The following is a 25,918-nucleotide window of genomic DNA, read 5'->3' as shown; positions in this document are numbered from 1 at the left end:
GGTCAGCCCGGTCCCGGTGTCGTTGCCCAGCACTCCCGGGGCCGGGACGGTGAGCGCCGTCTCGGACGCGGTGGATCCCGCGTCATCGACCGCCGAGACCGCCGGTGCGGGGGGATCGGGGACAAAGACTACATCGACCCAGTAATTGCTGGCCGCATAAGTGCGATTGGGGAATGATCCGGTCGAGGTAGCGTAAACGCCGTTTGCTGCCCCCGGTATGCTGGCCAACCCCCGGATCGGAAAAGTGCCCGCCGCCGCTGCGAAGAAGTTCACGTCCTGCGCGAAACGGCCGGCGGGTGCCGAGTACGAAGCAATATATGGCGTCGCCGCCTGGACATGGATGCCGCCGGGGATATCGACCTGCTGCCAGCCGGAGTCGGTCTCGCTTTGCGCGCTTCCGGAACCGAGCAATTGACCACTGCTGGACCAGAGGCGAACCGGGTGTGGCCCCGTGTTCACAGCGGCCTTGTAGAACCGGATGGCACTTATGACACCGGGCACATCGGGCGCGAACCGTACCCCCAGTTCATGCGGGCCGGTGGCCGCACTTGCCACGAGACTCGGGACCTGGATAGGCGTGAAAATAGTGCAGGGACACTGCCGCGGACTCGCGTCGTGAGGCCCGCCCGGATCGGGCACGACAGAAACGTAGCCGCGCAATTGCCCATTGTAGGCAGTCGTGCGGTTCAGCAGGCCCGGGCAGAGGTGCCGGGATTTCAGACCGTCCAGAATCGTTGGGAGTGCCTCGGCCGTGTACGGCGCCCAGTCATGGAGTACGACGACACTTCCGGACCGAACTGCCGCCAGGACCGGATCGGAAACCGCTGACGTGCTGGTCGCCGCCGTATCCCCCTTGTTGACGTCCCAGAGCACTTCTCGGAGGCCAAGGGACTCGCCCACCGCGGCGACGTCAGCGTTGGTGTAGCCGAAGGGGGGCCTGAAGAACGTCGGGCGTGGAGCGCCCGTCGCGGCGATCACATCATTGTCGTGGGACAGTTGCCACTGCACATCGCTTAAGCTCAGCTTTGTCAGATCCGGGTGGTCCCAACTGTGATTGGCCACCGTGTGGCCTTCCGAGGCTTCCCGGAGCACGAGGTCGGGTCGCGTGGGCTGATTGGGATCGGCCACCCGTTCGCCCAAAATGAAGAACGTGGCGTGCACCCCGTAATCACGCAGGGTGTCGAGGATCCAACCGGTGCGGTCCTCGTTGAACACGTTGGGTCCGTCGTCGAAGGTCACGGCCACGAAGCCTGACGAGCAATCCCAACCCGAGGCGTGGGATCCGCTCTCAGCTCCCAGCGCAGGACCATTGGGTAAAAGAATTCCGGCGACCAGTGCCGCCGCCGCAATAGCCGCAGCCCAGCGTCGCGCGTTCCGCCTGCCACGTGCCTGCTTCTGATCGGTCATGTCAGCCTTCCTCTGCCGTCAGAGGTCAGCTGCTGCTGAGCACAATGGGACGGCTGGGACCGAGCATCTCCCTGCCACCTTTGGGAAACCCTGAGAAGCTACTCCCGCAGCTCCTCGGCGCAGGAATTCAGGTGCAGGTGACGCTCTCGACGGCGGCCGCCTCTTTCCGGGCGCGACCTTCGACCCCCCAGGCCACCGCTCTACGTGTGGGAGCGGACGGTCCTAAGGATGCCGCGGATCGAAAGGCCGACCGCACACACCAGCGGAGTCAGCGCCGCAAGCACCACGACGGTATTGGGTCGAAACGCCAGGTTTCCGGCGGGGCCCTTGGCATACACACCCAGAGGCAGCACAAAGCCTCCGCCGCCCCCGCCACTTCCGCCGACTCCGGGCTGGCCGTCCTCCGGACTGCTGCCTCCGCCGAAGCCGAAAGATACCATCGCCACGGGGACGGTCTCTTCCCCTGCGATTGTGGTGGTGGGGCCAAAGGCCCGGGACACACCGACGTTCCTGAACGTGTCGACAAGGGATGAGAAGGACTCAGACATAGGACAAACGATAGGCAACGGCGCCCACGAACGCCAGAGCCGCGGCAGGCCGGGCGCCAGGCCGCCCCGACCCGGGCGAGCGGACTCGAGGACCAAACCTCTGGTTACGGGCCGTAGCTTGCCCTTAGATTGGGTGGCGGAGGGATGGGACGTAGCGCGAGCGCTGACCGGAACACCACAATCGCGGCACCGGAAACGAGCACTGGAAGCGGGGCATGGGACATGGCGAAACCTGCGGATGCAGCATCACGGCTGGCCGACGCATTGGCGATCATTCTTGGCACCGACCGGATTCCGCTGCGGCTACGGGCCTGGGACGGCACGGAGGCGGGGCCGGCCGACGCCCCGGTTGTTGTTTTCCGGTCCCGGCGGGCCCTTCGCCGAATGCTGTGGTCACCCGGGCAGCTCGGACTCAGCCGCGCCTACGTGGCCGGCGACATCCAGGCACCCGGCGACATTTTCGCCGCCTTCGCCGCCCTCAGTGCGGCCGGGAAGTTCGCTGAGCCGGGACCGTTCCGACCGCCGACCCCCGGTGAAGTGTTCGCCCTGCTCAAAACCGCGGTCCGGCTTGGCGCCGTGGGACCGAATCCGGCGCCGCCGCCGGAGGAAGCACGGGTGAGCCGGCATGGCCGGCGTCATTCCAAGGGCCGCGACGCCGCCGCCATCTCCCACCATTACGACGTCGGGAATGACTTTTATGCGCTCGTCCTGGGTCCGTCCATGGTGTATTCGTGCGCGGTGTGGGAGTCGGAGCAGACCGGCCTTGACGCAGCCCAGGCCGCCAAGCTCGACCTGGTCTGCCGCAAGTTGGGACTCGAACCGGGCATGCGCGTGCTGGACGTGGGATGCGGCTGGGGCAGCTTCGCGCTGCACGCCGCGCAGCACTACGGTGTCGACGTCGTCGGAGTGACCCTTTCGGTCGAACAAGCCGCCCTCGCCCGCAAACGGGCGGCCGACGCCGGACTGACGGACCGGGTGGACATCCGGGTCCAGGACTACCGTGACGTGGACGACGGCCCGTTCGACGCAATCAGCTCCATCGGCATGTCGGAGCACGTGGGACGCGAGCAGATCGGGAACTACGCTTCCCGACTGCAGGGCCTGCTCCGTCCGGGAGGCCGGCTCCTGAACCACGCGATCTCCTGGAACGCCGGATCGACCGCACCGGACCCGGACTCCTTCATTCCCCGCTATGTCTTCCCGGACGGTGAGATGCTCAGCCTTTCGGACATGGTCACGGCCCTCGAAACGGCCGGCCTGGAAGTCCTGGATGTTGAGGCGTTGCGGCGCCACTATGCCCTGACGCTCCGCGCCTGGGTCCGGAACCTGGAGGCGAACTGGGACGAGGCCGTCCGCTCCGCGGGCGTGGGACGGGCCAGGATCTGGCGGCTCTACATGGCCGCGAGCGCCCTTGGCTTCGAGGCCGGCCTCACCGGTGTGAACCAGATCTTGGTCCAGCGTCCGGGTGGCGCGGAACCGCCACTGCGCCGCCAGGGGTGGATGTGAGGCTACAACAGGGCGACGGTGGTGCCCCGCGCCCGGCGGCTGTCCCGCTGGCCATGCGGGGCTAGGCTGTCTTCATGAGCAATACCGAAGTTGCGCCCCAGGAAATCCTCTGTGAAACGGACGGCCCCTGCGTCGGCGTCGAGCTGTTGGTCCCGCGGCAGGTGCCGTTGGGCGGCCCCCGCGCGATGGACGTGCGCCGCACCCTGCCGCAGCGTCAGCGCAGCCTGATCGGTGCCTGGTGCTTCCTGGACCACTATGGCCCGGACCGGATCGGCGACTCCGGCGGCATGAAGGTCCCGCGCCACCCGCACACCGGGCTGCAGACCGTTAGCTGGCTCTTCACGGGGGAGATCGAACACCGGGACTCGGCCGGCTTCCGTGCAATGGTGCGGCCCGGGGAAGTCAACCTCATGACCGCGGGCCGCGGCATCAGCCACTCGGAATTTTCCACTCTGGAGACAACCGTCCTGCACGGTGCGCAGCTATGGGTGGCCCTGCCGGATACGGCCCGTCACATGGCCCCCACGTTCGAGCACTACCGTCCGGAACCGGTTGCCGGAAACGGCTGGACCGTGCGGGTGTTTTTGGGCCGGCTCGCGGGCTCGATCTCGCCTGTGGCCACTCACACACCCCTGCTGGGCGCCGAGCTCCTGCTGGAGGCCGGGACGGAACTGATGCTGGACATCGATGCCTCCTTTGAGCATGGCGTCCTGGTGGATGCGGGAAGCCTGGCCCTGGACGGATACCCCGTCCCGAAGGACCACCTCGCCTACCTTCCGGTCGGTCACTCGTCCCTGACCCTGGCCGCGGGCAGCGACGGTGCCCGCATCCTGCTGATCGGCGGAGAGCCGCTGGGCGAAAAGATCGTGATGTGGTGGAACTTCGTGGGCCGCAGCCACGAGGAAATCGTCGCTTACCGGGCGCAGTGGCAGGCTGAAATCGGCGCCGAACCGGCGGCGGCCGCCGGGGGAGCCGCGGAGTCGCGCTTCGGCTCCTTCCCGCCCGGACAGGCCCCCGCCCTCCCAGCTCCAGCCCTGCCGAATGCCCGGATCCGGCCGCGCGGCTGAACCATACCCGCCGGCGAAAACCCAGCGCCCCCCTTGAAGGAGACCAGATTGACCACGACCACCATCACGAACAACACGGCCCGCAGCCGTTACGAAATGCTCGCCGCCGGCGTCGTGATCGGCCAGGCCGCCTACGTCGATGACGTCACAGGGGATCAGACCGTGGGCCAGCGGATCTTCTACCACACGGCGATAGACGAAGAATACGGCGGCCGGGGTCTGGCAGGAAAACTGGCCGCACAGGCGCTGGACGAAACCGTCGCCGCCGGCCTCCTGGTCGTTCCGGTCTGCCCGTTCATCAAGAAGTACCTCGGCAAGCACCCCGGCTACGCGGCGAACGTAGTGGCCCCCACCCCGGCTCATCTGGAGTTCCTGCGGGCCGCACTGTCCCAGCGCGTCCCCCGGTGATCCCGCCAGCGCCACTCAGGTGTGGGCGACGAACCGTTCCACCCGCCGGTCAGGAATGAGCCAGATCGCCGCGACCACCGTGTACGCAGCGATGCCCAAGAGCGGGCTCACGAAGGTCAGGCCCATCCCCGCGATGTACAAGGCCGGGGAACCCTTGCCCTTCCAGTCCTTTCCCATGGCCTCCTCCAGCGCACCGCCATGTCCCTGCTGACGGATCAGGGTCAATTTCAGGATGTAGTACGCCACTGCCGCGAGCAACAGGTTCAGCCCGTAAACCAGGACGGGTACCTGCGCCAGGCCTGCGTCATTGATCCACCTGGTAGTGAAGGGGATGAGGGAGAGCCAGAACAGCAGATGCAGGTTGGCCCAGAGCACTGCACCGTTGATCCTTCCGGCCAGATGCAGCATGTGGTGGTGGTTGTTCCAATAGATCCCGACGTACACGAAGCTCAGCACGTAGCTGAGCAGCGTCGGCAGCTCGTGGAGCAACGCCTGCCAGGTGGGTTCAGCCGGGACGTGAAGCTCCAGGACCATGATGGTAATCACGATGGCAAGCACGCCGTCGCTGAAGGCCTCCAGCCGGTTCTTGTTCATGGGCCGCCTTTGATCAGGGCATCGTGGCAGATGCAGCGAGGAACTGCCGACGCCGTGACGTGCGGTTCGTAGGAAACGGTACCGTCAAGTTTGTCTTTCGGCGAGGACGGGGTCAGTCCCCGGCCTCTGCTTCGAGTTCCGCCTCCGCCATTTCGAGGGCAAAGCCGAGCGTTTGGACGAGGTTGGTGCTCGCCGCCACGATCCGGGGAGTGCCGACGATGGGTGCAACGGCGATGAGCACGCCGCGTATATCCTCCAAGGTGATGCCGACGTCCACTGCTGTCCCGGCGTTGAGCAGGTAGGAGGCGCCAGGGGCATTGACCGCCGCGAGCGCCGCAATCCGGGCCAGCATCAACTCGCGGGGCTCGAGCGTGGAGCGTTCGAGGGATACGGCGGTGATGTCGGCGAGGGTGGCGAGGACGGGAGCTTCTTCTTCGGCCATGGTCATGTCTCCATCTGGTCTGCGGTGTCGGATGCCGAGTTGGCGATGAGCGCGGCTACCCCCGCTCTTCTTGCAACGTAACCCGACACTGTGATGGCAGGCATCACCCGGACGGGATGAACCGAAGATCAGCCATGGGGCTGCGGTGCAAGCGGGCACCAAGTGGGCCCCGCCGGGGTTCGGCAGGACGTCAGCAACGCGTTGACGAGGGGCCGCTTCGGGGCCACAATCGCAGTAGCTCGACCCAAGGCGCGTCAGCGCGCTCAGCCGGGACTGACCCAGGCAAATAGTGCCAGTGGCGGTTCCTGACGTCAAAGGGAGGTCGCCCAGCATGGCCGAGAAGAAAGTCAAGCACCCCAGCATCGAGGAACGTGCTGGGAAGGGCAAGCGGTACCGGGAGAAGGCGCCCGTCTCCAGCCACACGGACTGGGTTCCCGCGCCCGACCGCCCCGACCCGGTCGCACTCCTGGAGGAACAGAACCGCACCCGGGAACAAGACCTCGTGCCGGTGCGCCACGGCCGGATGCTGGTCTCACCGTTCACGTTCTACCGGGGTGCGGCGAAGGTCATGGCCGCCGATCTGAAGGACACACCCCGGGCCGGCCTGCGGGTCCAGCTGTGCGGGGACGCCCACCTGTCCAACTTCGGGGTCTTCGCCTCACCCGAGCGGACCCTGCTGTTCGATCTCAACGATTTCGATGAGACACTCCCGGGCCCGTTCGAGTATGACGTCAAGCGGATGGCCGCGAGCTTCACTATCGCGGCCCGCAACAACCAGTACACCAAGGCTGAGACGCACGATGTTACCCTCGCCGCCGTGCGGGCGTACCGCGAGGCGATGGCCAAGTTCGCGCAAATGCGCACCTTGGACATTTGGTATGCGCGGCTGTCCGAGGAACAGCTGATGGAAACCATGCAGCTGGCGGTGGCGACACAAAAGGGCAAGGCCCTCAAGAAGGCAGCCCACGGCATGGAAAAGGAGGCGCGACAGAACGTCGCCAAGGCCCACACCCGCGACAGCCTGCAGGCCCTCTCCAAGCTCGCCGAGCTCGTCGACGGTAAGTACCGCATTGTCAGTCAACCACCGATCGTCGTTCCCGTCCGGGAACTGGCCGATACGTACGGCATGTCCGGCGATGAGGTTGAGGACGCGGTTCGGGAGCAGCTACGGTCCTACCGGACCAACCTGCCAGACGACCGACGACACCTGCTGGAACAATTCGAAGTCGTCGACGTCGCCCGCAAGGTGGTGGGCGTCGGCAGTGTCGGCACGCGGGCGTTCATCGCCTTGCTCCAGGGCCGCGATCAACAGGATCCCCTGTTCCTCCAGGTCAAGGAGGCCACAAGGTCGGTGCTCGAGGACCACCTGCCGAAGAGCCAGTTCAAGCAGCCGGGCGAGCGCGTGGTGCGGGGGCAGCGGATGATGCAGGCCGCGAGCGACATTTTCTTGGGGTGGACCAAGGGCGCACAGGAAAACCGCTACTTGTACTGGCGGCAACTGCGCGATATGAAGGGCTCAGCCGTTGTGGAAACGATGAAACCGCTCGGCATGACCTTCTATGCCGGCGCCTGCGGCTGGACCCTCGCCCGTGCCCACGCCCGCTCCGGTGACCCGATCGCGATTTCTGCCTATCTCGGCAAGAGCGACAAGTTCGACCTGTCGATCACCGACTTTTCCGAGCGTTACGCCGATCAGAACGAGTTGGACTACCAGGCCTTCGCCGGGGCCGTTCGTTCCGGTCGCCTGGAAGCGACCGAGACAGTTTAGGCATGCGGAAGTAACGTACGGATGCGGGAGCAGGAGGGCAGGCTCCCTGGAAGGGTGCGCCGTGAGTGAGGAGGCCGGGGGTGGCAGGCTCGGGGGAAGGCTGATTTCACTTTGGCTGGCCACAGCCGGCGTCACGGGCTACCCCGCTTTGGACACCGATCTGGAGGTCGACGTGGCGGTGGTCGGGGCAGGGATCGCGGGCCTGACGGCAGCGCTGGCCCTCAAACGCACCGGGTACACCGTCGCCGTCCTCGAGGCCGTGCGCATCGGCACCGGGGTCACTGGCCACACCACCGGTAAGGTCACTTCGCTGCACCGTCTTGCCTACACCGAACTCGCCGACCGGCACGGTCCGGACGTCGCACGCGCCTACGGTCAGGCCAACCAGGCGGCGGTCGAGCACATAGCGCGGGTGGTGGCGGAGGAAGGGATCGACTGCGGCTTCCGCAGGGTATCCAACTACACCTACGCCGAATCCGACGACACCCGGGTTATGGTCCGCGATGAGGCTGAAACGGCGGCGCGGCTGGGCCTTCCTTCTGTTTTTACCGCGGATGTGCCGCTGCCCTTCGCTGTCCGTGGCGCGGCCAGATTCGACGGGCAGGCGCAGCTCCACGCGGTGAGATACGTCCAAGGCCTCGCCCGCGCTGTAGAGGGCGGCGGGAGCCGCGTCTTCGAGGACTCGCGCGTCACGTCGGTCCGCGACGGTGCTCCCGTCGTCGTCCGGACCGGTCAGGGCACCGTCCGGGCGCGCGAGGTGGTTCTGGCGACCAATGTCCCCTTCGGCGGTGATGATCCCTCCGGCGGCAATCTGCCCTCCCAAGATCCGGGGTTTCCGGCCGGCCGGTACTATCTGCACCGGTCATACCTCATCGCCAGCCCGGCGTCTTCGCCGCGCTTGGACGGGACCTTCATCAGCGTTGATGAGCCAATGCGCTCCATCCTCGCGATCGACGTCGACGGCTCCGGGTTCGTCCTTGCCGGCGGCGAGGGCCACCGGGCCACCGAGCCTGGCGACGCCGCGGACCGGTACCGACGCCTCGCGGCCTTCTCCCGCGAGCGCCTCGGCACCGGGGAGGTCAGTTTCCGGTGGTCCACCCAGGACAGCATGCCCGTGGACGGGCTGCCTTACGTAGGACCTCTGTCCCCGGCCGCGGGCCACGTTCACGTGATCACGGGGTTGCGAAAGTGGGGCCTGACCAACGGGACGGCCGGGGCGCTGATTCTGGCCGATACCTTGACCGGGCGGCACAACCCCTGGGCGGGGGTGTTCGATAGCAACCGGAAGATTTCAGCCGGCGCTTCGGCCGGGGCCGCGGCACCAGCGGCCCAGCCTGCACCACCGGCCCAACCCGCCGGAGCCGAAGACAGCCAGGCCGCCGTCGCCGCGCTGCGTCCGGGCGTTGGCGCCGTCATTGAAATCGACGGACGGCCAACTGCGGTTTTTGCCACCGCGTCCGGAGACTTACTCGCCGTCTCCGCCGTCTGCACGCATTTGGGGTGCACGGTGGAGTTCAACCCGGACGAGGCGACGTGGGACTGCCCTTGCCACGGCTCCCGGTTTGCCAGCGACGGCAAGGTCATCCAGGGCCCGGCCGCAGTCAACTTGGAACCGAGGCGGGCACCCTCCCGCCCGGCCCGGGACGCGCAACCTGGCTGAATCCCTGTGTCAGGCCGTGCCGTGGGACGCGACGTGGTGCTCAGCCGGGGGAGCCCGTGATGCGCCGCCCGGAAGTCCGCCGTCCGGCCCTGGCGAAGCCGACGGCCGCCAAGACAGCGCCGGCACCTTCGGCAACTGCGCTGAGGGTCTTCTCGAAGAACCAGACGGGCTCGTACATCGCCGGAAACGGGCCGAACGCGGGAATGTCCACGTACCGGTAGAGGACCACAGCGGCGAAGGCACTCAGCGCAACCACGAACGCGACGGCGTAGGCGAGTCTGCTGCCGCGCAGCAGCACGAACAATCCGGCGAGCACAGCGGCGGCGGCTTCGAACAAGAAGAGGTTGCCCTGGCCGATCCCGGCGGGATTCCCCGCCTGATAGCCCGGGGCCAGATGGAGATGGACGCCGGCGTCGATGAACAGGGCAATGGCGGTGAGGATGCGCAGGGTCATGCCGGTTCCGTGCCTGCGGGCTGCAATCATGGCGCACCACCCCGAACAGATATGGGAAAGAGCCAATTCACGTACTTCCTTCATTGTGCGCCCGCCCGGCGTTTATGGAACCCGCCCGCCAGGAAACTGACCCGGTGCGGGCAGGAGGGATAGCGTAGTCACTGGCATGCATTCCAACGGCGGCAGGAGGGAAGTTGAGTGAAGCGTCACAAGCCAGCGCACGCATCGGTGACGGTGCTCATTGCCTTCGCGGCGAATATTCTGGTCGCGGTGGCCAAGTCGGTGGCCGCGCTCATCTCGGGTTCGGCGTCCATGACTGCCGAGGCTGCCCACTCCTGGGCCGACACCGGCAACCAGGTGTTCCTGCTCATTGCTGAACGCAAGGCCGCCAGGAAACGGGATAAGACCCACCCCATGGGCTACGGGCGCGAGGCCTATGTGTGGTCCATGATCGCCGCCTTTGGCCTGTTCACGGCCGGGGCGGTGGTATCAGTGATGCACGGCATCCAGCAGCTCATCACGCCGGAGCCGGCTGGAGACTTTACACTTGCCTACGTGGTCCTGGCCATCGCCTTTGTACTGGAGGGCGTGTCCTTCGCACAGGCGTTCAGGCAGTCGCGGAAGGCGGCGCGCGAGCTCGACCGGAACACCCTGGAACAGGTCCTCAAGAGCTCCGACCCCACGCTGCGTGCCGTCTTTGCCGAAGACGGGGCTGCCCTGATCGGGCTGCTCATCGCCTTCGCCGGGATAGCACTGCACCAGGCCACCGGATCCACCGTGCCGGACGCCGTCGGGTCCATCCTGGTGGGCATCCTGCTGGCGGTCGTCGCCGTCGTGCTGATCGACCGCAACCGGCGCTTCCTCGTGGGCCAGGCAGTAACCAGCGATGTTGAAGAAGCCATGGCCCGACGGCTCCTCGGGTTCCCGGAGATAGAGCGCATCACCTACTTGCACCTGGAATTTGTGGGCCCGCGCAGGCTCTACCTCGTGGCGGCGGTGGACATCCAGGGGGACCACCGGGAGCATGATGTCGCCGTGGCCCTGCGGCGGGTTGAACGCGAACTCGAGGACCACGAAATGGTCGAAGAGGCAGTCCTGACCCTCGCCACCGCAGACGAACCGTCATTGGTCTTTCCCGCGGTCTGAGGGCAACGCTGCTTCAGGCGCCGGTCCCCAAAGCCAAGCCGGGACGCTTCCAGGATGTTTAGTTAAGGCAGTCCGCGCAGTATGCGTGTCCGGCCTTCTCCTCGGCGAGCTGGGACCGGTGCCGCACGAGGAAGCAGGAATAGCAGGTGAACTCGTCCTCTTTCTGCGGGATGACCGTTACGGTCAGTTCCTCGCCGGACAAGTCCGCGCCGGGAAGTTCGACACCTTCGGAAGTATCGGCCTCGTCCAGTTCGCGGACAACGCTCCGGGCGTCGGGCGCGTTCGCCGACCGGAGGGCCTCCAAGGAGGCGTTGCGTGATTCCGCGACGTCGGAGCGTACTTCGTCATAATCGGTTGCCACCTGGTGGTACTCATTTCCGTTGCTGGGGCGTTTGGTCCGGAGCCTCTCCGGCTCTCCGGGATTGAACGGTACAGCATTACGCCGTGTAAATGCTGGGGATAGGGGGATTCGCCCGGGTGACTCTCGTGACACCAGGCTGCGGCCAGCCGTCTGCGCACGCTTTCGGACTTCGTTCGAGACTGGTCATGTGTCCTTCATGCGCCGTTAATTTGCGTGCCCTAGCCTGTTGCCGTAGGGACCATCCAGTTTGGGAACTGCCCGCATTCACCGGAAGGGATTCGCCATGGCCGATATCGCTGCAGTGCTGGGACGGCTCACGCCGGAGGAGATCGAAGAACTGCGGTCCTTGGGACCCAACGGGTACCTGAACCGGCGCCTCACCGACGCCCTGGACCGAGCGGCTGGCGGCCCCGGCGCCGGCCGCGGATACTATGTCCCCAACGGGAACGTCAGTTCCACGGGAGGGCAGCACGTGATCCTGCGCAGCGACGTTTCGGGCTGGCTTTTCGGGCCTCCCCAGCCGGCGTAGCGGTCCACCCACATCTAGTCTCTTGCCTGGACAGGATGAATCCCCTCCCGGACCCGCTCAGGAAGGGCCATACTGGCTCAGAGAGAGGGGGTCCTGCTGTGCGGATTCTGATGGTGGAGGATGAGCACGCCCTTGCGGAGACGGTCCGCCGCGGGCTGAAGAATGAAGGCTTCGTCGTCGATGTCGCCCACGACGGCGTCGGCGGGCTGTCGGCCGCGCTCGAGAATCCGTATGACGCGATCCTGCTTGACCTCATGTTGCCGCGGATGAACGGCTACGACGTCTTGAAGGAACTGCGGCGGCGCAAGGTCTGGACCCCGGTGCTGATGCTCACGGCCAAGGACGGTGAGTACGACCAGACCGACGCCTTCGATCTGGGCGCGGACGACTATCTGACCAAGCCGTTCAGCTTCCTGGTGCTGGTGGCCCGGATCAGGGCGCTGATCCGCCGCGGGGCGCCGGCCAGGCCAGTTGTTCTGAGCGTTGGCACCCTGTCGCTGAACCCCGTGAACCGCAGTGTGCGGCGCGGAGAAACCCCCATCAGCCTCACGGCGAGGGAGTACGGGCTTCTCCAGTTCCTGATGCGTCGGCACGATCAGATTGTCTCCAAGTCCGAGATCCTCCAGAACGTCTGGGACCCGGCTTTCGAGGGTGCGGACAACGTTGTGGAGGTCTACATCGGTTACCTTCGGCGCAAGATCGACGTGCCCTTCGGCGTCCATACACTGACCACCGTGCGAGGCATGGGCTATCTGCTCAGCTCCGGACCGAACCTTGGGCACCGTGACGTCGTGACGCGCGAGGACTGAGGGCAGCAGGCTCGGACGGCGGCAACGGGGCCGGTGCTGGCAAAGCAATCTCAAACCGGCAGTGCCCCGGCGGCGCATCCGTGGAACGGATTGTCCCGTGATGGGCAGCCACAATGCCCGCCGCGATAGCCAGGCCCAGCCCGCTGCCCCCGCCTTCGCGGGAGCGGCTGCCATCCAGCCGGACGAAGCGTTCGAAGATCCGGTCGCGGTCCGCCTCCGGGATGGGATCGCCGTCGTTGTCGACGGTGATGATGACTTGGTTCCCGGCCGGCCGCAGGTCCACATCGATCCGGGACAGCGCGTGGCGATCGGCGTTGTCCAGGACGTTCCGCAGCACCTGCGCCAGGCGGCGGGCATCTCCGCGGATCCGTGCCGGAACGAGCTCGACGGAAATCCGGTGGCGGCTGGTGGAGCGCAGCCGCCGGATCTCTTGGTCGAGGATGTCGTCGAGGTCCACGTCCTCGGGTTCCACTTTCAGGCCGCCGTCGTTTGCCTTGGCCAAGGTCAGCAGGTCCTCCACGAGGTAGCTCATGCGGGCTGTTTCCTCGGCGAGGACGTCCTTCATTTCGAGCCACATGGCCCCGGTTGGGTCGGCGGCCGCGATCTCGACCCCCGCCTTGAGGGTGGCCAGCGGGCTGCGCAGTTCATGGCTGGCGTCCGAGACGAACCGGCGCTGTTCGATGTCTGAGGCCTGGAGCCGGTCCAGCATCATGTTCATGGTCAGCGCCAGGGCTTGGATCTCATCGTTGGTGCGCGGCACGTCGACGCGTCCGTCCAGGCGTTCGGAATTGATGCGCGCCACCTGGCCGCGGATCCTTTCGACCTGACGGAGTGAACGGCCCACGAGCAGCCACACGGAAACGGCCACCGTGAGCAGTAGCAGAGGCGTTGCCCCCAGCATGAACCACGCGACTGTGGAGATGGTATCGGCCTGGATCTGCGCTGCCTGGGCGACCACCACCGAGTAGTCCATGGTGCCGGTCCGCGCTCCGACGGTCACGATGTGATAGTCGTCGTTATCGCCGATGCTTGGCAGGCTCGAGACATCCTGGACCATGGTCTGGCCCGGAGCCGGCCGCTGGGCCGACAGCGGCGCGTCCGCGACTTCCGGATCGGAGGCAACCACGACGTATCCGGTTGAGTCCAGGAGCTGGACGAACTGGCCCGCATGGGAGGTGTCTGTGATGTAGGCGCGGGCATCTTCGATGTCCATATCCTCCATCTCGGCAATGACGTCGAGGGCCTTCTGCCTGGCGGTTGAGTCCGTGGACGTAACCAGCGATGTCTGTAGCAGCACCAGCAGGATGACGCCGCCGAGCAGCAGGGCAACTGCCACGACGCCGACGGCGACCGCTGTCGAGCGCTTGCGCACGCCCCACCGGGTCTCGCCCCTGCGCGGCCGGCCGGCCGTCGCTACTTTGCGCTGTGCCATGCTCCCAGAATGCGGCACCCGGGGGATCCGAACAACCGCAGGCGGGAAATTTCCGGGGTTGACGCGCGCTCTCTTCCCGGCCGGCGGGATCCGCTACGGGAAACCCGCCACTCTCAGTCTTCTCTCAGCGGGATGGGCGAGAGTATTAAGGAACCTCGGTTCAAAGTTTCCGGCCGTACGCTCTCCTCAACCAGCGTGCGGCCGGCACTATGTTTCCCGGTCGCCACCCGAAGCTGGGCGGCGCGCTGACTAGCCCCGGCGGCCCAACTCATCCCACAAAAACGCCAGCGTCGCGGCACCGGACTTCAGGATGTCAATGCTGACGCTTTCGTCACTGTCGTGCCAGTTGTCCTCCACCAGCCCCGTCCCGAAAAAGACCACCGGAACATCTAATGCGGAGGAGATAAGGCTGGCGGGTCCGCCGCCGGCGTTTCCCATCCGCCCCACCTCCCGTACCCCGAAGCCTTTGGCCATTGCCGCTGCGAGGGCATCAACAAATGCGCCGTCAGGGGTCCGGTAGGGTTCCTGCGCGGTCTCTGTTTCGAGCGACAGCTCATAGCCAAAGCGGTCGCTGATGGTTTCAGCAATCCATTGCCGTAGCTGGTCGGCGACCGCGTGCGCTTTCTGCCCGCTGACTGTGCGGATACTGAGGTCGGCCGATGCCATGGAAGGAACTGCTGCCCTAGCTACGCCGATGGGGTCCCCGGCTGCCATCGCGATGACCTCCATAGCGGGGCGCTCCCAGATCCGCTCCAGAACGGTGAAGCCCTCCTCGCCGCCGATGCTGCGGGTGTGCGACCGGTCCAGCCAGTCCTGTGGGTCGAACGGCAGCGCGGCCAGTTCGGCGCGGCGGCGCGGGGAGATTTCCTCAACGTCGTTGTAGAAGCCTGGGAGCGTGATCCTGCCTTTCTGGTCGTGCAGCTGTGCCAGCAGGTTGCTCAGTTCGAAGGCGGGATTGGGTGCGGTACCGGACACCGCGCCGCTGTGGATGTCCGTGAATGGACCGTAGACCTCCAAGCGCGCGCCGAGCATGCCCCGGATGCTGGTGCAGAGGGCCGGATGATTGGCCCGCCACAGCAAGGTGTCGGAGAAGATCACCACGTCTGCGTCCAGACGGGACCGGTTCGCCCGAAGAAGGTCTGCCAATCCGGGGGAACCCGCCTCTTCCTCCCCTTCGATGATCATTTTGAGATTCACGGCAGGTGCGGAGCGCCCGGTGGCGTGCAAATGAGAGCGGATGCCCCAGACGTGGGCCAAGACCTGGCCCTTGGCATCTGAGGTTCCCCGGCCGTAGAGCCGGCCGTCCCGGCGCACCGGGTCGAACGGGGAGGTTTGGTCCCAGTTTTCCTCCTTGACGGCGCGGACGTCGTGGTGGCTGTAAATGAGCACCGTGGGGGAGCCCGGGGCGGCCACCCATTCGGCATAGACAGCGGGGCACTCCGCCCCACGCCAGATCTCCGTGATGGGGAATCCGGCGCCGCGCAGTTCTCCGGCCAGCCAGTTAGCCGACCGCTCAAGGTTGTGTTTCCGCTCAGGGACACCGGCCACTGAGGGTATGCGGATCCATTCCGAGAGCCGCTCGACGAGCAGGGGCGCGTGGGTGTCCACGTAGCTTCGGACCTCGTCGTCCACGTCCATGGTGGTGCTCCGCTCGGGTAGTCAGGCTGATTGAAGTCGTCCGGGCAGACGACGTTGCCCCTGCGCTGTGCCGTGGGTGAGTTCGACGGCGTCCATCACCACCGCTGTCAGGCTCTGGCTGCTGAGCATCACTTCCCGCTGCCGACGTGCACCTGTGCCGGCCGTGAGAATCCGGGCCAACTCATCGGTCACGTGTTCCTCATCGCCTGTTTCGGCCAGGGTGGGGCGGATGTGGCTCAGGAGAGCCTGGACGGCTTCAGCCGCCGGGCACGGCGTGTTCAGCAACGGATGCAAAAGCGCTCCGTCCACGCCGGCCGAACTGGCCTTCCACCCGGCCAGGCGGAGTACTGCGGCTGAGACGCGGGGAGCGGGGCTGCCCGCTGCCCAATCCCGGGCTGCTTGCTCGACCAGTGCCCGCACGACGGCTGCAATGGTGGCGGCATGGCCGGCATCCAGGCACACATCGCCGATGCGGACTTCCACTGTGGGATGGCTGCGCGACAGCCGGGCGTCAAAATACACCATGCCTTCGTCCAGGAGTACGTCTGCTGCCAGCAAGGACTGCACGTGGCGCCGGTATGCCCGCACGGAGCCGAAGTGCTCGCAGGGGCCCGCCGTCGGCCACCGGCTCCAGGCTTGGTACCGGAAGCTCGCATAACCGCTGTCGGTTCCCCTCCAGAAGGGGGAATTGGCACTCAGGGCAAGCACAATTGGCAGCCAGACGCGGATTCGGTCCAGAACCGCCACGCCTTCCTCCGCCGAGTTGATGGCCACGTGAACATGGAAGCCGCACGTCAGTTGCTCGTGAAGGGTCAACCCAAACCGGGCAGCCATGTTCAGATACCGCGGATGGGCCACCAGGGTTGGCGTCGTCGGCAGGGGACTGGTGGCCAACGCGACTGCCCGGGCTCCCATGGATCGGGCAGCCTCATCGGCCAGGATGCGGCCAGAGCGGATGGCTGAGGCCAACTCCGGCAGGGTGCGGCAGACAGGGCCAACGGCCTCAAGTTGCTCCTGCTGAACTTCCAGGGTCAGCGCCGGCCCCAGAGGCGCTTCCACAGATTTTTGGCGTCGGGAAAGTGACTGTTCGGCGACTGGCATGGGCTGCCCTGTTCGGCTGTCGACGAGCAGGAATTCTTCCTCGACACCGAACGTGCGGCAACTGTCACCGTGCGTGCGGGGTCCCGTTCGGCGCATGGATGTCCTAGGTGGAAGGGGCCGGTCAGGCCCGAGGTGGTTGCGCTACTGTCCTAACGGCACCAGCGGCCCTTCCTGCACGAGCCTTAACCGCCCGCCCCCAAATGCACAAACACGAAGGCCGATAGTTTTCTCAGATTACCCACCTTCGTAGGGTCTGGGAAGGATCCGCGTTGCGCAGTGGCTGAGAAGTGCCTTCCGCCCGTGCCGCCGGACCTTGCATCGACGCCTATGCTCAGTATGCTTATGACTTGGAATTATCAGTGGTCATCCCGCCCAGGCGCCCACATCGCCGGGACTCCAAAAACGCGGCACCGGACATTTCCGGGCTGAGAGGGAGGAGACTTTAATGAGCCGGTCGTCTTCGCATTGGGCACAGCCGGCAATACCGGCGGCCGAGGTTCCTGTCGACGTTCTTATTCCAACTTGCGACCGTCCCGCGGAGCTTGGTGTGACCCTGGCCGGGCTGGCGGCGCAGCAGCAATCGGAGTTCAGGGTGGTCATCAGCGACCAATCCTCGGGGGCGCCGGCCTGGGAGAGCGCGGCAGCGGCGGCGATGGTCCGGGTGCTACGGGCGCAGGGCCGGCCTGTCGAACTCCTACGGCATTTGCCGCGGCAGGGGCTGGCGGAGCATCGACAGTTCATGCTCGAACAGGCCGCGGCGGAGAAAGTTCTGTTCCTCGACGACGACGTTTGGCTGGAGCCGGACGCGTTGCAACTTCTGGGTGAGGCCTTGGAACAGCTCGATTGTGGGTTTGTCGGCATGGCACCGCAGGGCTTGTCCTATCTCTCAGACAGGCGCCCGGAGCAGACAGGTGCCTTCTCCCCGTGGGATGGGCCGGTCCATCCGGAACGGATCAGGCCGGGGGCCGACGGTTTTGAGCGTTGGTCCCTCCATAGTGCCGCGAACTTGGCGCACCTCAGCGCGGACCTTGGTCTCCAGTCTGGGGAATGGATAGCGTACCGGATCGCATGGCTCGGCGGGTGCGTCATGTATCGGACCGCAGCCCTGCACGACGCCGGCGGGTTCGAGTTTTGGACGCGGCTTCCGCCGGTTCACGCGGGCGAGGATGTGCTCGCCCAATGGCAGGTGATGGACAGGTACGGCGGCGCGGGCATTCTTCCCTCGGGCGCCGTGCACCTGGAGGCGCCAACCACCATCCCGGACCGGACGGTGGAAGCCTACCTGGAAGTACTGGGCCAGGAAGTTGATTGAGCGAAAGGACGAAAGACCATGAATGACCTCCCTACACCCATTGAAGTCCAGAAGTTCCTCGGGGGAGTGGACTACCCGGCAGACCGGGAGACGCTGTTGTCCAAGGCAAAGGATTCTGGGGCGGACGCGGAAACTTTGAAAGCTTTGGAAGGCCTGCCCGACAAGACATTCGACAGCCCGACCGCGGTCAGTTCAGCCATCTCGCGCGATTGATCTTGTAGTGATTGATACTTGTCCGATTGATCCCTGCCGCGGTTGATCCTGTCCCGATAGATACTTGTCCCGATTGATCCTTGCCAAGGGAGGGCGGCTGGCACGCCGGGGTTCGGAACCCCGGCGCGGTGATGCCGGTCTGTCCTGGTCAGCCCTCGTCAGCGTGCGGCGTCCGGCTGGCGGAAAGGCGTTCGAGGAGATCGGCAAGCTCGTCCACGCCCCGCGAGTCCCGGATGGCGAGGCCAATGCGGTTGCTGGCGTCGCGGTAGGAAGGACTGGACAGGACTGCGCGGACGGCCTTGGCGACGGCGTCGGGTTTGGCGCGGTTGGTCCGCAGATTGATTCCGCTGCCAGACCACGCCACCCGGGCTGATACTTCGGTTTTATCCTCTGTTTCGCCCGCAACGACGAGGGGCACGCCATGGCGAAGGGCGAACTGCACGCCGCCGTAGCCTCCGTTGGTGACCAGGACGTCCGTTTTGGGCAGCAGTTCGTCGTAGGGCAGGTAGGTGGCGACGCGGACGTTGCGGGGGAGTGGACCGGAGAGTGAGTCGAGTGGCCGGCCACCGGTGGTGACGACGACGAGGACGTCGTCGTCAGCCAGACCTTCAATAGCAGGGCGGACGAGGTCGTCGAAGTCCCGGTTGGCGACAGTGCCCTGGGTGACGTGCACAACGGGACGGCCGGCATCGAGGTCGGCCCACCACTCGGGCAGCGCGGGGGCGCTGGCGGCCGCTGCTCCGCCTTGGGATACCGGGCCCACGAAATGGACTGTCTCGGGCAGGTCGGATCGGGGGTATTCGAAGTCGCGAACGCCGAACTGGGCGATGTGGTCGGCGGCGCGGGGCCAGTCCATGAAGAAGTTCGGAAACGGTGATCCCGTGACCTCGCGGGCGATGTTGTCCGCGTATTTTTGGACTGGGGCAAAGACCACCTTCTCGGTCAGGGTCTGCAGTGCACGGTTCCGCAGCCGGCCCGCGGCGCCCGACATTGGCGGTATGCCCAGCCCGTAGGGAGCCGTGTCGCGGCTGGCCAGGCTGAGCGGCACGATGCCGCAGTTGATGACCGCAGGACGGCCTGGATTCGCTCCGGCGAGCAGCAGTGCGGCGCCCATGAACAGCGACTCGGCCAGGACCGCATCGACCGGACGCTCCGCGAAGACCGCCTGGATCGCCTCGTACTGGGCCTTCCCGGGACGCATGAAGATTTCTTTGATGTCGAACCGGATTCCTCTGGGTCCTTTCAGCCCCACGCGGCCCGGGAAGGCCTCGTCCAGCTTCGTATCGTCGAAGTCCGCCGCCGGCGGGAGGGGCACGAAGGTGGCGCCGGTCTCCGCCACCCGGTGCTCGAACCGCTGCCCCGTGAGGAAGCGGACATCGTGCCCTCTCTCCACGAGGCCGGCGGCCACGGCCAGCATCGGTGTGACATGCCCGATCAAGGGACTGGAACAAACAAGTACCGATGCCATGCCGCCTCCTGAACTGATTACGTTGCTTCAGTTTTGATTACTATGTAACAGTAGTCAATATGGTGAGGAAGAATGGCGAGGAATAATTCTGGGCCGCGGCAGTACCGTTCAGCGTTGCGGGAAGAGCAGGCGTCCGCCACCCGCAGGCGCGTGCTTGAGGCGGCCGGCCGCTGCTTTGCGGCGAACGGCTTCACCGCGACCACGCTTGCGGCCATCGCGGGTGAGGCCGGCGTATCCGTGGAGACGGTCCAAAGCCACGGGCCAAAGAAGCGGCTGCTGCTCGCTGCCTTGGAGACGGCGACAGCCGGCGCGGAGGGCGGCCGGTCCATTCTTGAGGTGCCGGCGGCGCAGGCTGTGCTGGCCCAGGAGCGGGCCCGGGACGCGCTGCTCGGCTTGGCCTCGTTTGCCGCGGAACTCAACGGCCGCATCGGGCGGCTCTGGCAGGCACTGGCGGCTGCCGCACAGGGGGATGCGGACATCGCTGCGGCGCATGCCGGGCTCCAGGAGCGCATCCGCGCTGATTTGCTGAAGGTGGCGCGCCTGCTTCAGCAGCGCGGCGGCCTTCGCGCGGACATGTCGGAAGAGTCCGTGGCTGCGACGCTCTTTGTCCTGACGTCCCCTTACCAGCATGAGCTCCTGGTGGTGCAGGCCGGCTGGAGCGAGGAAGGCTACCTCGCCTGGCTTGAGCAGATGTTAATCGAGACGGTGCTGGCTCCCTGAGTGCGATCAGGAAATCGGCCGCCCTTTCGCCGGACGATGCGCTCGGGCAGCGCGGCGGGCGTGCGTTCGGCGGCCTTCCGCCGGTAGTCCTTGATCGTGGACGAGGCTCCGGGCTAGGCTGGATGCTCAGCATGCTTAGCAATTTCGGTTCACGCGAAGGAGTTCTAATGAGGGCATTAACCTGGCAAGGCAAGAGGTCGGTCCGCGTTGAAAACGTGCCGGACCCGGTGATCCAGGACCCCACTGACGCCATCGTCAAAATTACCTCGACGGCGATTTGCGGGTCCGATCTCCACCTCTACGAAGTCCTGGGCCCGTACCTGAAGTCCGGCGACATCTTGGGCCACGAACCAATGGGGATCGTCCAGGAGGTCGGCGCCGGCGTCCACGACCTCCAGCCGGGGGACCGCGTTGTCATTCCGTTCAACATCTCCTGCGGCCACTGCTGGATGTGTAAGCAGGGCCTGCAGTCGCAGTGTGAAACAACGCAGGTGCACGATCACAACAGCGGGGCGAGCCTGTTCGGGTTCTCTGAACTCTACGGCTCCGTGCCCGGCGGCCAGGCTGAGTATTTGCGCGTTCCGCACGCCGACTACGGGCCCATTAAGGTCGGGAAAGAACTGCCGGATGAGCGCTACCTGTACCTCTCGGACATCCTCCCCACCGCGTGGCAGGGCGTGAAATACGCCGACGTCCCCGCCGGGGGCACGCTTGCCGTGTTCGGGCTCGGCCCCGTAGGACAGTTCGCCAGCCGCATCGGACGTCATTTGGGGCAGCGGGTGATCGCGGTGGAACCTGTCCCGGAGCGGCGCCGGATGGCTGAGCGCCACGGGATAGAGACCCTGGATTTCACGAAGGATATCGGGGACCGGCTGCGCGATATGACGGACGGGCGGGGCCCTGACGCCGTGCTCGACGCCGTCGGAATGGAGGCCCACAACTCACCGGTCGGTGCGTTCGCCCAACATGTTGTGGGCATATTGCCGGACGCCGTGGCGAAGAAGGCCATGGAGACCGCCGGCGTGGACCGGCTGACGGTTTTGCATTCCGCCATCGACGCCGTCCGTCGGGGCGGAACGCTTTCGCTGAGTGGAGTCTACGGCGGTACGGCCAGTCCGATGCCTTTGCTGACAATGTTCGACAAGCAGTTGCAGCTGCGCATGGGCCAGTGCAACGTGCGCAACTGGACCGATGAGCTGCTCCCGATTGTGGAGGATCCGTCGGATCCTCTGGGCGTAATGGACCTGAAGACGCATGAAGTGTCCCTGGACGGGGCTGCAGCAGCCTACGAGATGTTCCAGAAGAAGCAAGATGGCTGCATCAAGGTGGTCCTGAAGCCATAGCGCCGCGCTGGCCTGACGCCGGGACCCCTCATCGGCAGGTCTCCCGGCGTCAGGCGGCTGCGTCCATCCCGGGGCCAGACCAACCGCAAGTGCGCCTGCTGCCGGCGGACAGATCTATAGGCTGGCCTGATGACCGGTTTCCCTGATCTGCTGCCCACGTTGCTGTGCGTTGGGCTCCTGATGGCGGTGGCTGTCGGTCTGCTCGCGGCATTCCGAATCCCGCACAGATCTGCACCGGCGCTGGCGATTCTCCGCGGAGCTGCGCAGCTCGCTGTCATCAGCCTGATACTGGGCGGTGTCATCACCAGCCCGGTCTGGGTCGGCGCGGCACTCCTCGTGATGTTCACCGTGGCCGCAGTCACCGCATCGCGACGCCTGGGCTGGGCGTGGAGCCGCCTCGCGGTGGTGGGCGGCTCCATGGCCGCGGGCGTCGTGGTGACGCTTGCGATCGACTTCGGTACTGGCGCGATCGCCTTCACGCCGCGGTACGCGCTGGCCATCGGAGGGATAGTGATCGGCAATGCGATGACGATCGCCACGCTGGCCGGCCGGCACTTTGCCGAGTCGGTGAATGACCATTGGGACGAGGTTGAAGCGTGGCTTGCCTTGGGCGCCACGCGCCGCCAGTCGACGCTGGAGTTGGCCCGGCGGGCGGTCTATTCAGCTCTCATCCCCTCGACGGACCAGACCAAGACGACCGGCTTGGTCACCTTGCCGGGGGCGTTCGTGGGCGCAATCTTCGGGGGACTCTCACCTGTGGAAGCGGGTCGCTTCCAGATCGTCGTGCTCGCCTCGATCATGGCGGCAGGTTCCGTGACCGCCGTCGCGCTCATCAGTGCCGTCGCGCCGGTGAGGGTGCGCCCAGCCCGGCCCCGCTAAAGCAGGCCAGGGCCCGTCAGGCCGGCACCCGGATAACCAGCGGGTCCATCGGCTGGCCGTCGGCGTACTGGCCGTCGAACAGTTCCGAACCAGCCTGGGATACCGCCACGTCGACGCGCTCCCAGACAAGGAATCCCTCCATGTTGCGGGGCGCGGCAGTGCGCAGGTTACCGACGTCCACGCGGTCTTTCCCGCCGCCGTCGCCCGTGCTGATGGACAGGACCCCGTGCCCGCCGGCGAATTCGACCCAGGGATCCAACAGCCGGACAAACATCATGCCGTGGTGGCCGGCGACCCGAACGTCGCCGCGGAACCGCAGCACGCCGGTACCGCCGGCGGGATCGTACTCGGAGCCGTTGGGGGCGAAGCAGAATGCTCCGGACGCTGTCACCGTGGCGCCGTCGGCGGCGGAGACAGCGCCGTCCGGGAGCCCCGCAATGTAGTCCATGAAGCTGCGCTTAATGCCCCACGTCAGGCCCGGCGGGGGCAACGGAGCGGGGGAAGCGGACGCTGGGTTCACGTAGGTTCTCCTGGGCGGTCGGGCGGATCTATCTTTCGAGCCTAGCCGGGGATCCACGCCCGGCTGAACTGTTGCACCTCCGACACTTCATCCGGCGTATTTCACTGACGGCGTATGCCGCTCAGGACTACTGCCGGGACGGCGGTGGTTGACTTGGATGAGTACCGTTTTGCAGGGAGGTGCACCGTGGCCGAAGCCATCAGCAGGGTTTCCGGATCTGACGTGTCCGAGGACCCCTTGGACTCCTATTCCGCAACGGTCATCCGCGTAGCCGAAGCTGTCACGCCACACGTCGCGGCGATCGAGATGACCGGCAAGGGGCGCAACGGCAGGTTCAGGGTTGGAGCAGGTTCTGCCGTTCTCTTCACCACTGACGGGTACCTGCTCACCAACGCCCACGTGGTGGGCGGCGCCGAGTCAGGACACGCGCTCTTCGCGGACGGCACGTCCACCGCCGTGGAGGTGGTGGGAGCCGACCCGCTCTCCGACCTTGCCGTGGTCCACGGCCGGGCGCCGACGGCGGCACCGGCGGACTTGGGCGACGCCGAATCGCTCCGGGTCGGGCAACTGGTGATCGCCGTTGGTAATCCGCTCGGACTCTCGGGTTCCGTCACAGCCGGAGTGGTCAGCGGCCTGGGCCGCTCTATTCCAGTCTGGTCCGGGCGGAACCGGCGCGTGATCGAGGACGTCATCCAGACCGATGCTGCGCTCAACCCTGGCAGCTCCGGAGGGGCGCTGGCAGATGCCCGCGGACGGATTGTCGGCATCAATACGGCCGTCGCCGGCGTCGGTCTGGGCCTGGCTGTTCCCGTCAACGCGACGTCCCGGCGCATCATCGCGTCGCTGGTCAAGGACGGCCGTGTCCGCCGGGCCTACCTTGGGCTCGTCAGCACGCCTACCCAGCTGCAGCCGAGCGCCGTCGTCCGGACCGGTCGCCGGCACGGCCTGCTGGTGGTGGAAGTACTGCCGGGTTCGCCCGCCGAACGCGCCGGGCTCCGGGGCGGCGACATCCTCCTGAAGGTAGGCGAGAGGTCCGTGTCCAATGCCGAGAGCCTGCAGAAACTGCTCTTCGCCGAAGCGATCGGGGAGCCACTTGATCTGGCCGTCCTGCGCGATGGCGTGGAGCTGGGTCTGGTAGCGGTGCCAGCGGACATGACGGAGAACCAGTAGGGGAAAACCGTCCGGCATAGGCCCGCTCAACGCGGGATTCAGGGCCGGATTTCGGCGCAATGCATCGCGGGAGGGCACGAATTTGCCGTCCCGGAAACTACTTGGGTGCCCGGGACCGCGGCCCGCAGAATTACTCGTTTCACGCCGTAAGTACCTGCCTGCCGCTTCGCCGCCGTACTCAGCGATACTGACGCCTGTACCCGACTTTCTCCGGGCGAAAGATCGGGTAGCGGCATATCTTGTTGCGCCAAGTCCGGACATGTCACGGTGGCATTGGAAAGCCGGAGGAACAGAGTCTCAGTATGGCCTGATTCCAATGCTGAACCGGCTCTTCGCAGGCGATTGAGGTCGTTCTATCTGGGGAAATCGGAGAGCAACGTGGAAAGCCTAACGGGAACTGCACCCCCCATTTCGGTCCGCTTATTCGGATCCTTTGAAGTACGCCGGGACGGCGTCTCGCTCACTGCCGCCGACATGGGCGGATGCAAGCCGCGGCACATACTGGAGATCCTCCTCCTAAACCTGGGCACGCCCGTGTCCAAGACCCGCCTGATCGATCTCCTTTGGGGCGCAGGAGCCAGCGACGGCTCGGTAGCCACCCTGGAAAGCTACATCAGCGGGATCCGGCGCGCCATCCAACCGGGCCAGACCAAGACCGGTCCGCTCCGCACCGCCAACAGCGGCTACGTCCTGGACCCCGCCCTCGTGGACCTGGACCTGTTCCGGTTCCGTGCACTGGTCCGCGCTGCCGCGGAGCTGCCGCCAGCGGAGGCGTACCCGCTGTTGCTCGAGGCCCTAGACCTTAGCGCCGAACCGCTGCTCGGGTTCGAACTTGCCTCCGACTGGGCTGAAGAGGCACGCACACGCCATGCGGCTGAAAAGGTGGCGCTGCAGATCCTCGCGGCCGAGACTGCCGCAATGCTGGGCAAACCGGAGGACGCCGTCAACCTGGTACAGGCTGCCATCCGGTCCGAGCCCCTCAACGAACGGGCCTGGACTGTGCTGGTGACAGCCTATGAGCAGGCGGGCCTGCCGGCCGAAGGCCTGGCGGCGTATGACCGCTGCCGCCGGCTGTTCGATCACGACCTGGGCTGCACTCCCGGACCGGCGCTGCAGCAGGCGCATCTTCGCCTGCTCCGGCAGCATGCGGAAGCAAATTCCGAACTTTCCGAGGTCCTCGCGGCACTGCTCTATCTGGGTGAGCGGATGAACGGGCCCAAGAGCCGGCAGCTGCCGGCGGCGGAGTCGCGGCGCATGCACGAGAATGCCGGGCGCGTGCTGGATTCGTTTCTTCAGCGGGTACGGGCCGCCGTCTAGCGTCTCGTTGCGCCGGATTGCGCTGCCGCCGGGACGGGGAGTTAACTTCGTCACGTGGCCGCGATTCGCGGCAAATCCTTGGACCCGGGGCCTCATACTGGGAAGG

26 protein-coding genes are annotated in these 25,918 nt (G+C 66.1%); 15 read left to right on the top strand and 11 right to left on the bottom strand.

All coding sequences use genetic code 11. From position 1 onward, the window contains the following. Together BM372_RS14500 and BM372_RS14495 are read right to left on the bottom strand one after the other, a co-directional pair. Positions 1–1,407, bottom strand: a 1,407-nt coding sequence (locus BM372_RS14500) for a DUF4082 domain-containing protein (RefSeq protein ID WP_143111488.1), incomplete at its 3' end; no start/stop codon positions are given. 200 nt (positions 1,408–1,607) lie between these two features. Further along, complete coding sequence (locus BM372_RS14495; protein ID WP_090956150.1) at positions 1,608–1,955, bottom strand: hypothetical protein; 348 nt, start codon at positions 1,953–1,955, stop codon at positions 1,608–1,610. Positions 1,956–2,177: 222 nt separating this feature from the next. On the opposite strand from BM372_RS14495, the gene BM372_RS14490 reads away from it, so the two are divergent. The 3 genes from BM372_RS14490 to BM372_RS14480 all read left to right on the top strand — a co-directional run bounded on the left by BM372_RS14490 (position 2,178) and on the right by BM372_RS14480 (position 4,936). Then, positions 2,178–3,461, top strand: coding sequence for an SAM-dependent methyltransferase (locus BM372_RS14490; RefSeq protein WP_090956149.1), 1,284 nt, complete (start codon positions 2,178–2,180; stop codon positions 3,459–3,461). A 74-nt stretch (positions 3,462–3,535) separates the two neighbouring features. Then, on the top strand, positions 3,536–4,528 hold the full coding sequence (locus BM372_RS14485; RefSeq protein ID WP_090956148.1) for a pirin family protein: 993 nt from the start codon (positions 3,536–3,538) through the stop codon (positions 4,526–4,528). A 48-nt stretch (positions 4,529–4,576) separates the two neighbouring features. Then, a complete protein-coding gene (locus tag BM372_RS14480) occupies positions 4,577–4,936 on the top strand; it encodes a GNAT family N-acetyltransferase (protein WP_090956147.1) in 360 nt (119 codons plus the stop codon). A 15-nt stretch (positions 4,937–4,951) separates the two neighbouring features. Here BM372_RS14480 and BM372_RS14475 read toward each other — a convergent pair whose 3' ends face one another. Next, a complete protein-coding gene (locus tag BM372_RS14475; protein WP_090956146.1) occupies positions 4,952–5,530 on the bottom strand; it encodes a TMEM175 family protein in 579 nt (192 codons plus the stop codon). A 112-nt stretch (positions 5,531–5,642) separates the two neighbouring features. After that, positions 5,643–5,978 (bottom strand): carboxymuconolactone decarboxylase family protein, encoded by a 336-nt coding sequence (locus tag BM372_RS14470; RefSeq protein WP_256214272.1) that lies wholly within the window; start codon positions 5,976–5,978, stop codon positions 5,643–5,645. A gap of 325 nt (positions 5,979–6,303) precedes the next feature. On the opposite strand from BM372_RS14470, the gene BM372_RS14465 reads away from it, so the two are divergent. Together BM372_RS14465 and BM372_RS14460 are read left to right on the top strand one after the other, a co-directional pair. Next, entirely contained in the window at positions 6,304–7,740 is a 1,437-nt protein-coding gene (locus tag BM372_RS14465; RefSeq protein ID WP_090956145.1) for a DUF2252 domain-containing protein, read from the top strand. Between the two features lie 61 nt (positions 7,741–7,801). Next, positions 7,802–9,400: an FAD-dependent oxidoreductase gene (locus tag BM372_RS14460; RefSeq protein ID WP_090956144.1), complete on the top strand. Its 1,599-nt coding sequence runs from the start codon at positions 7,802–7,804 to the stop codon at positions 9,398–9,400. Positions 9,401–9,440: 40 nt separating this feature from the next. Here BM372_RS14460 and BM372_RS14455 read toward each other — a convergent pair whose 3' ends face one another. Next, positions 9,441–9,854, bottom strand: a complete 414-nt coding sequence (locus BM372_RS14455) for a hypothetical protein (RefSeq protein WP_256214271.1) — start codon at positions 9,852–9,854, stop codon at positions 9,441–9,443. A gap of 198 nt (positions 9,855–10,052) precedes the next feature. Between BM372_RS14455 and BM372_RS14450 the strand changes: the two genes are divergently transcribed. After that, positions 10,053–11,000: a cation diffusion facilitator family transporter gene (locus BM372_RS14450; RefSeq protein WP_090956142.1), complete on the top strand. Its 948-nt coding sequence runs from the start codon at positions 10,053–10,055 to the stop codon at positions 10,998–11,000. A 58-nt stretch (positions 11,001–11,058) separates the two neighbouring features. Here the strand turns inward: BM372_RS14450 and BM372_RS14445 are convergent, their stop codons facing one another. Continuing rightward, entirely contained in the window at positions 11,059–11,361 is a 303-nt protein-coding gene (locus BM372_RS14445) for a DUF4193 domain-containing protein (RefSeq protein ID WP_090956141.1), read from the bottom strand. Between the two features lie 283 nt (positions 11,362–11,644). Between BM372_RS14445 and BM372_RS14440 the strand changes: the two genes are divergently transcribed. Together BM372_RS14440 and BM372_RS14435 are read left to right on the top strand one after the other, a co-directional pair. Further along, the gene (locus tag BM372_RS14440; protein ID WP_090956140.1) at positions 11,645–11,890 is read left to right on the top strand and encodes a hypothetical protein; all 246 of its coding nucleotides are present in this window, start codon (positions 11,645–11,647) and stop codon (positions 11,888–11,890) included. A gap of 98 nt (positions 11,891–11,988) precedes the next feature. Then, complete coding sequence (locus tag BM372_RS14435) at positions 11,989–12,699, top strand: response regulator transcription factor (protein ID WP_090956139.1); 711 nt, start codon at positions 11,989–11,991, stop codon at positions 12,697–12,699. Here the strand turns inward: BM372_RS14435 and BM372_RS14430 are convergent. The 3 genes from BM372_RS14430 to BM372_RS14420 all read right to left on the bottom strand — a co-directional run bounded on the left by BM372_RS14430 (position 12,647) and on the right by BM372_RS14420 (position 16,966). Beyond that, positions 12,647–14,131, bottom strand: a complete 1,485-nt coding sequence (locus BM372_RS14430) for a sensor histidine kinase (protein ID WP_256214270.1) — start codon at positions 14,129–14,131, stop codon at positions 12,647–12,649. The two genes, BM372_RS14435 and BM372_RS14430, sit on opposite strands and share 53 nt — an antisense overlap. 249 nt (positions 14,132–14,380) lie before the next feature. Then, entirely contained in the window at positions 14,381–15,769 is a 1,389-nt protein-coding gene (locus BM372_RS14425; RefSeq protein WP_090956138.1) for a M20/M25/M40 family metallo-hydrolase, read from the bottom strand. Between the two features lie 21 nt (positions 15,770–15,790). Then, positions 15,791–16,966 (bottom strand): glutamate--cysteine ligase, encoded by a 1,176-nt coding sequence (locus BM372_RS14420; protein WP_090956137.1) that lies wholly within the window; start codon positions 16,964–16,966, stop codon positions 15,791–15,793. A 349-nt stretch (positions 16,967–17,315) separates the two neighbouring features. On the opposite strand from BM372_RS14420, the gene BM372_RS14415 reads away from it, so the two are divergent. Together BM372_RS14415 and BM372_RS14410 are read left to right on the top strand one after the other, a co-directional pair. Further along, positions 17,316–18,182 carry a glycosyltransferase family 2 protein gene (locus tag BM372_RS14415; protein WP_090956136.1) on the top strand — a complete coding sequence of 289 codons (867 nt, stop codon included), beginning with the start codon at positions 17,316–17,318 and terminating at the stop codon, positions 18,180–18,182. Positions 18,183–18,200: 18 nt separating this feature from the next. Then, positions 18,201–18,395, top strand: coding sequence for a DUF2795 domain-containing protein (locus BM372_RS14410; RefSeq protein ID WP_090956135.1), 195 nt, complete (start codon positions 18,201–18,203; stop codon positions 18,393–18,395). 148 nt (positions 18,396–18,543) lie between these two features. Here the strand turns inward: BM372_RS14410 and BM372_RS14405 are convergent, their stop codons facing one another. After that, complete coding sequence (locus BM372_RS14405) at positions 18,544–19,863, bottom strand: nucleotide disphospho-sugar-binding domain-containing protein (protein ID WP_090956134.1); 1,320 nt, start codon at positions 19,861–19,863, stop codon at positions 18,544–18,546. Positions 19,864–19,935: 72 nt separating this feature from the next. On the opposite strand from BM372_RS14405, the gene BM372_RS14400 reads away from it, so the two are divergent. From BM372_RS14400 to BM372_RS14390, 3 genes are all read left to right on the top strand, one after another. Further along, entirely contained in the window at positions 19,936–20,583 is a 648-nt protein-coding gene (locus tag BM372_RS14400) for a TetR/AcrR family transcriptional regulator (RefSeq protein WP_090956133.1), read from the top strand. A 167-nt stretch (positions 20,584–20,750) separates the two neighbouring features. Next, positions 20,751–21,926: a zinc-dependent alcohol dehydrogenase gene (locus tag BM372_RS14395; protein ID WP_090956132.1), complete on the top strand. Its 1,176-nt coding sequence runs from the start codon at positions 20,751–20,753 to the stop codon at positions 21,924–21,926. A gap of 129 nt (positions 21,927–22,055) precedes the next feature. Further along, positions 22,056–22,805 (top strand): ABC transporter permease, encoded by a 750-nt coding sequence (locus tag BM372_RS14390; RefSeq protein ID WP_090956131.1) that lies wholly within the window; start codon positions 22,056–22,058, stop codon positions 22,803–22,805. A gap of 16 nt (positions 22,806–22,821) precedes the next feature. On the opposite strand, the gene BM372_RS14385 is transcribed toward BM372_RS14390, so the two are convergent. Continuing rightward, positions 22,822–23,325 carry an HtaA domain-containing protein gene (locus BM372_RS14385; protein ID WP_143111487.1) on the bottom strand — a complete coding sequence of 168 codons (504 nt, stop codon included), beginning with the start codon at positions 23,323–23,325 and terminating at the stop codon, positions 22,822–22,824. Positions 23,326–23,511: 186 nt separating this feature from the next. Here BM372_RS14385 and BM372_RS14380 point away from each other — a divergent pair, with 186 nt between their 5' ends. Beyond that, on the top strand, positions 23,512–24,495 hold the full coding sequence (locus tag BM372_RS14380; protein ID WP_090956129.1) for a S1C family serine protease: 984 nt from the start codon (positions 23,512–23,514) through the stop codon (positions 24,493–24,495). A 378-nt stretch (positions 24,496–24,873) separates the two neighbouring features. Then, entirely contained in the window at positions 24,874–25,812 is a 939-nt protein-coding gene (locus BM372_RS14375; RefSeq protein WP_256214268.1) for an AfsR/SARP family transcriptional regulator, read from the top strand. Positions 25,813–25,918 lie beyond the last annotated feature (106 nt).

The sequence above is a fragment of the Arthrobacter sp. ov118 genome (genome assembly GCF_900116495.1).
Classification (GTDB): domain Bacteria; phylum Actinomycetota; class Actinomycetes; order Actinomycetales; family Micrococcaceae; genus Arthrobacter.
This window is presented reverse-complemented; position numbering and strand designations above follow the sequence as displayed.

Excerpts from the sequence above, each read along its gene's own strand:
- BM372_RS14495 (WP_090956150.1), bottom strand. The coding sequence starts at position 1,955 with ATGTCTGAGTCCTTCTCATCCCTTGTCGACACGTTCAGGAACGTCGGT.
- BM372_RS14490 (WP_090956149.1), top strand. The coding sequence starts at position 2,178 with ATGGCGAAACCTGCGGATGCAGCATCACGGCTGGCCGACGCATTGGCG.
- BM372_RS14485 (WP_090956148.1), top strand. The coding sequence starts at position 3,536 with ATGAGCAATACCGAAGTTGCGCCCCAGGAAATCCTCTGTGAAACGGAC.
- BM372_RS14475 (WP_090956146.1), bottom strand. The coding sequence starts at position 5,530 with ATGAACAAGAACCGGCTGGAGGCCTTCAGCGACGGCGTGCTTGCCATC.
- BM372_RS14470 (WP_256214272.1), bottom strand. The coding sequence starts at position 5,978 with ATGACCATGGCCGAAGAAGAAGCTCCCGTCCTCGCCACCCTCGCCGAC.
- BM372_RS14465 (WP_090956145.1), top strand. The coding sequence starts at position 6,304 with ATGGCCGAGAAGAAAGTCAAGCACCCCAGCATCGAGGAACGTGCTGGG.
- BM372_RS14455 (WP_256214271.1), bottom strand. The coding sequence starts at position 9,854 with ATGACCCTGCGCATCCTCACCGCCATTGCCCTGTTCATCGACGCCGGC.
- BM372_RS14440 (WP_090956140.1), top strand. The coding sequence starts at position 11,645 with ATGGCCGATATCGCTGCAGTGCTGGGACGGCTCACGCCGGAGGAGATC.
- BM372_RS14430 (WP_256214270.1), bottom strand. The coding sequence starts at position 14,131 with ATGGCACAGCGCAAAGTAGCGACGGCCGGCCGGCCGCGCAGGGGCGAG.
- BM372_RS14425 (WP_090956138.1), bottom strand. The coding sequence starts at position 15,769 with ATGGACGTGGACGACGAGGTCCGAAGCTACGTGGACACCCACGCGCCC.
- BM372_RS14420 (WP_090956137.1), bottom strand. The coding sequence starts at position 16,966 with ATGCGCCGAACGGGACCCCGCACGCACGGTGACAGTTGCCGCACGTTC.
- BM372_RS14415 (WP_090956136.1), top strand. The coding sequence starts at position 17,316 with ATGAGCCGGTCGTCTTCGCATTGGGCACAGCCGGCAATACCGGCGGCC.
- BM372_RS14410 (WP_090956135.1), top strand. The coding sequence starts at position 18,201 with ATGAATGACCTCCCTACACCCATTGAAGTCCAGAAGTTCCTCGGGGGA.
- BM372_RS14405 (WP_090956134.1), bottom strand. The coding sequence starts at position 19,863 with ATGGCATCGGTACTTGTTTGTTCCAGTCCCTTGATCGGGCATGTCACA.
- BM372_RS14400 (WP_090956133.1), top strand. The coding sequence starts at position 19,936 with ATGGCGAGGAATAATTCTGGGCCGCGGCAGTACCGTTCAGCGTTGCGG.
- BM372_RS14395 (WP_090956132.1), top strand. The coding sequence starts at position 20,751 with ATGAGGGCATTAACCTGGCAAGGCAAGAGGTCGGTCCGCGTTGAAAAC.
- BM372_RS14390 (WP_090956131.1), top strand. The coding sequence starts at position 22,056 with ATGACCGGTTTCCCTGATCTGCTGCCCACGTTGCTGTGCGTTGGGCTC.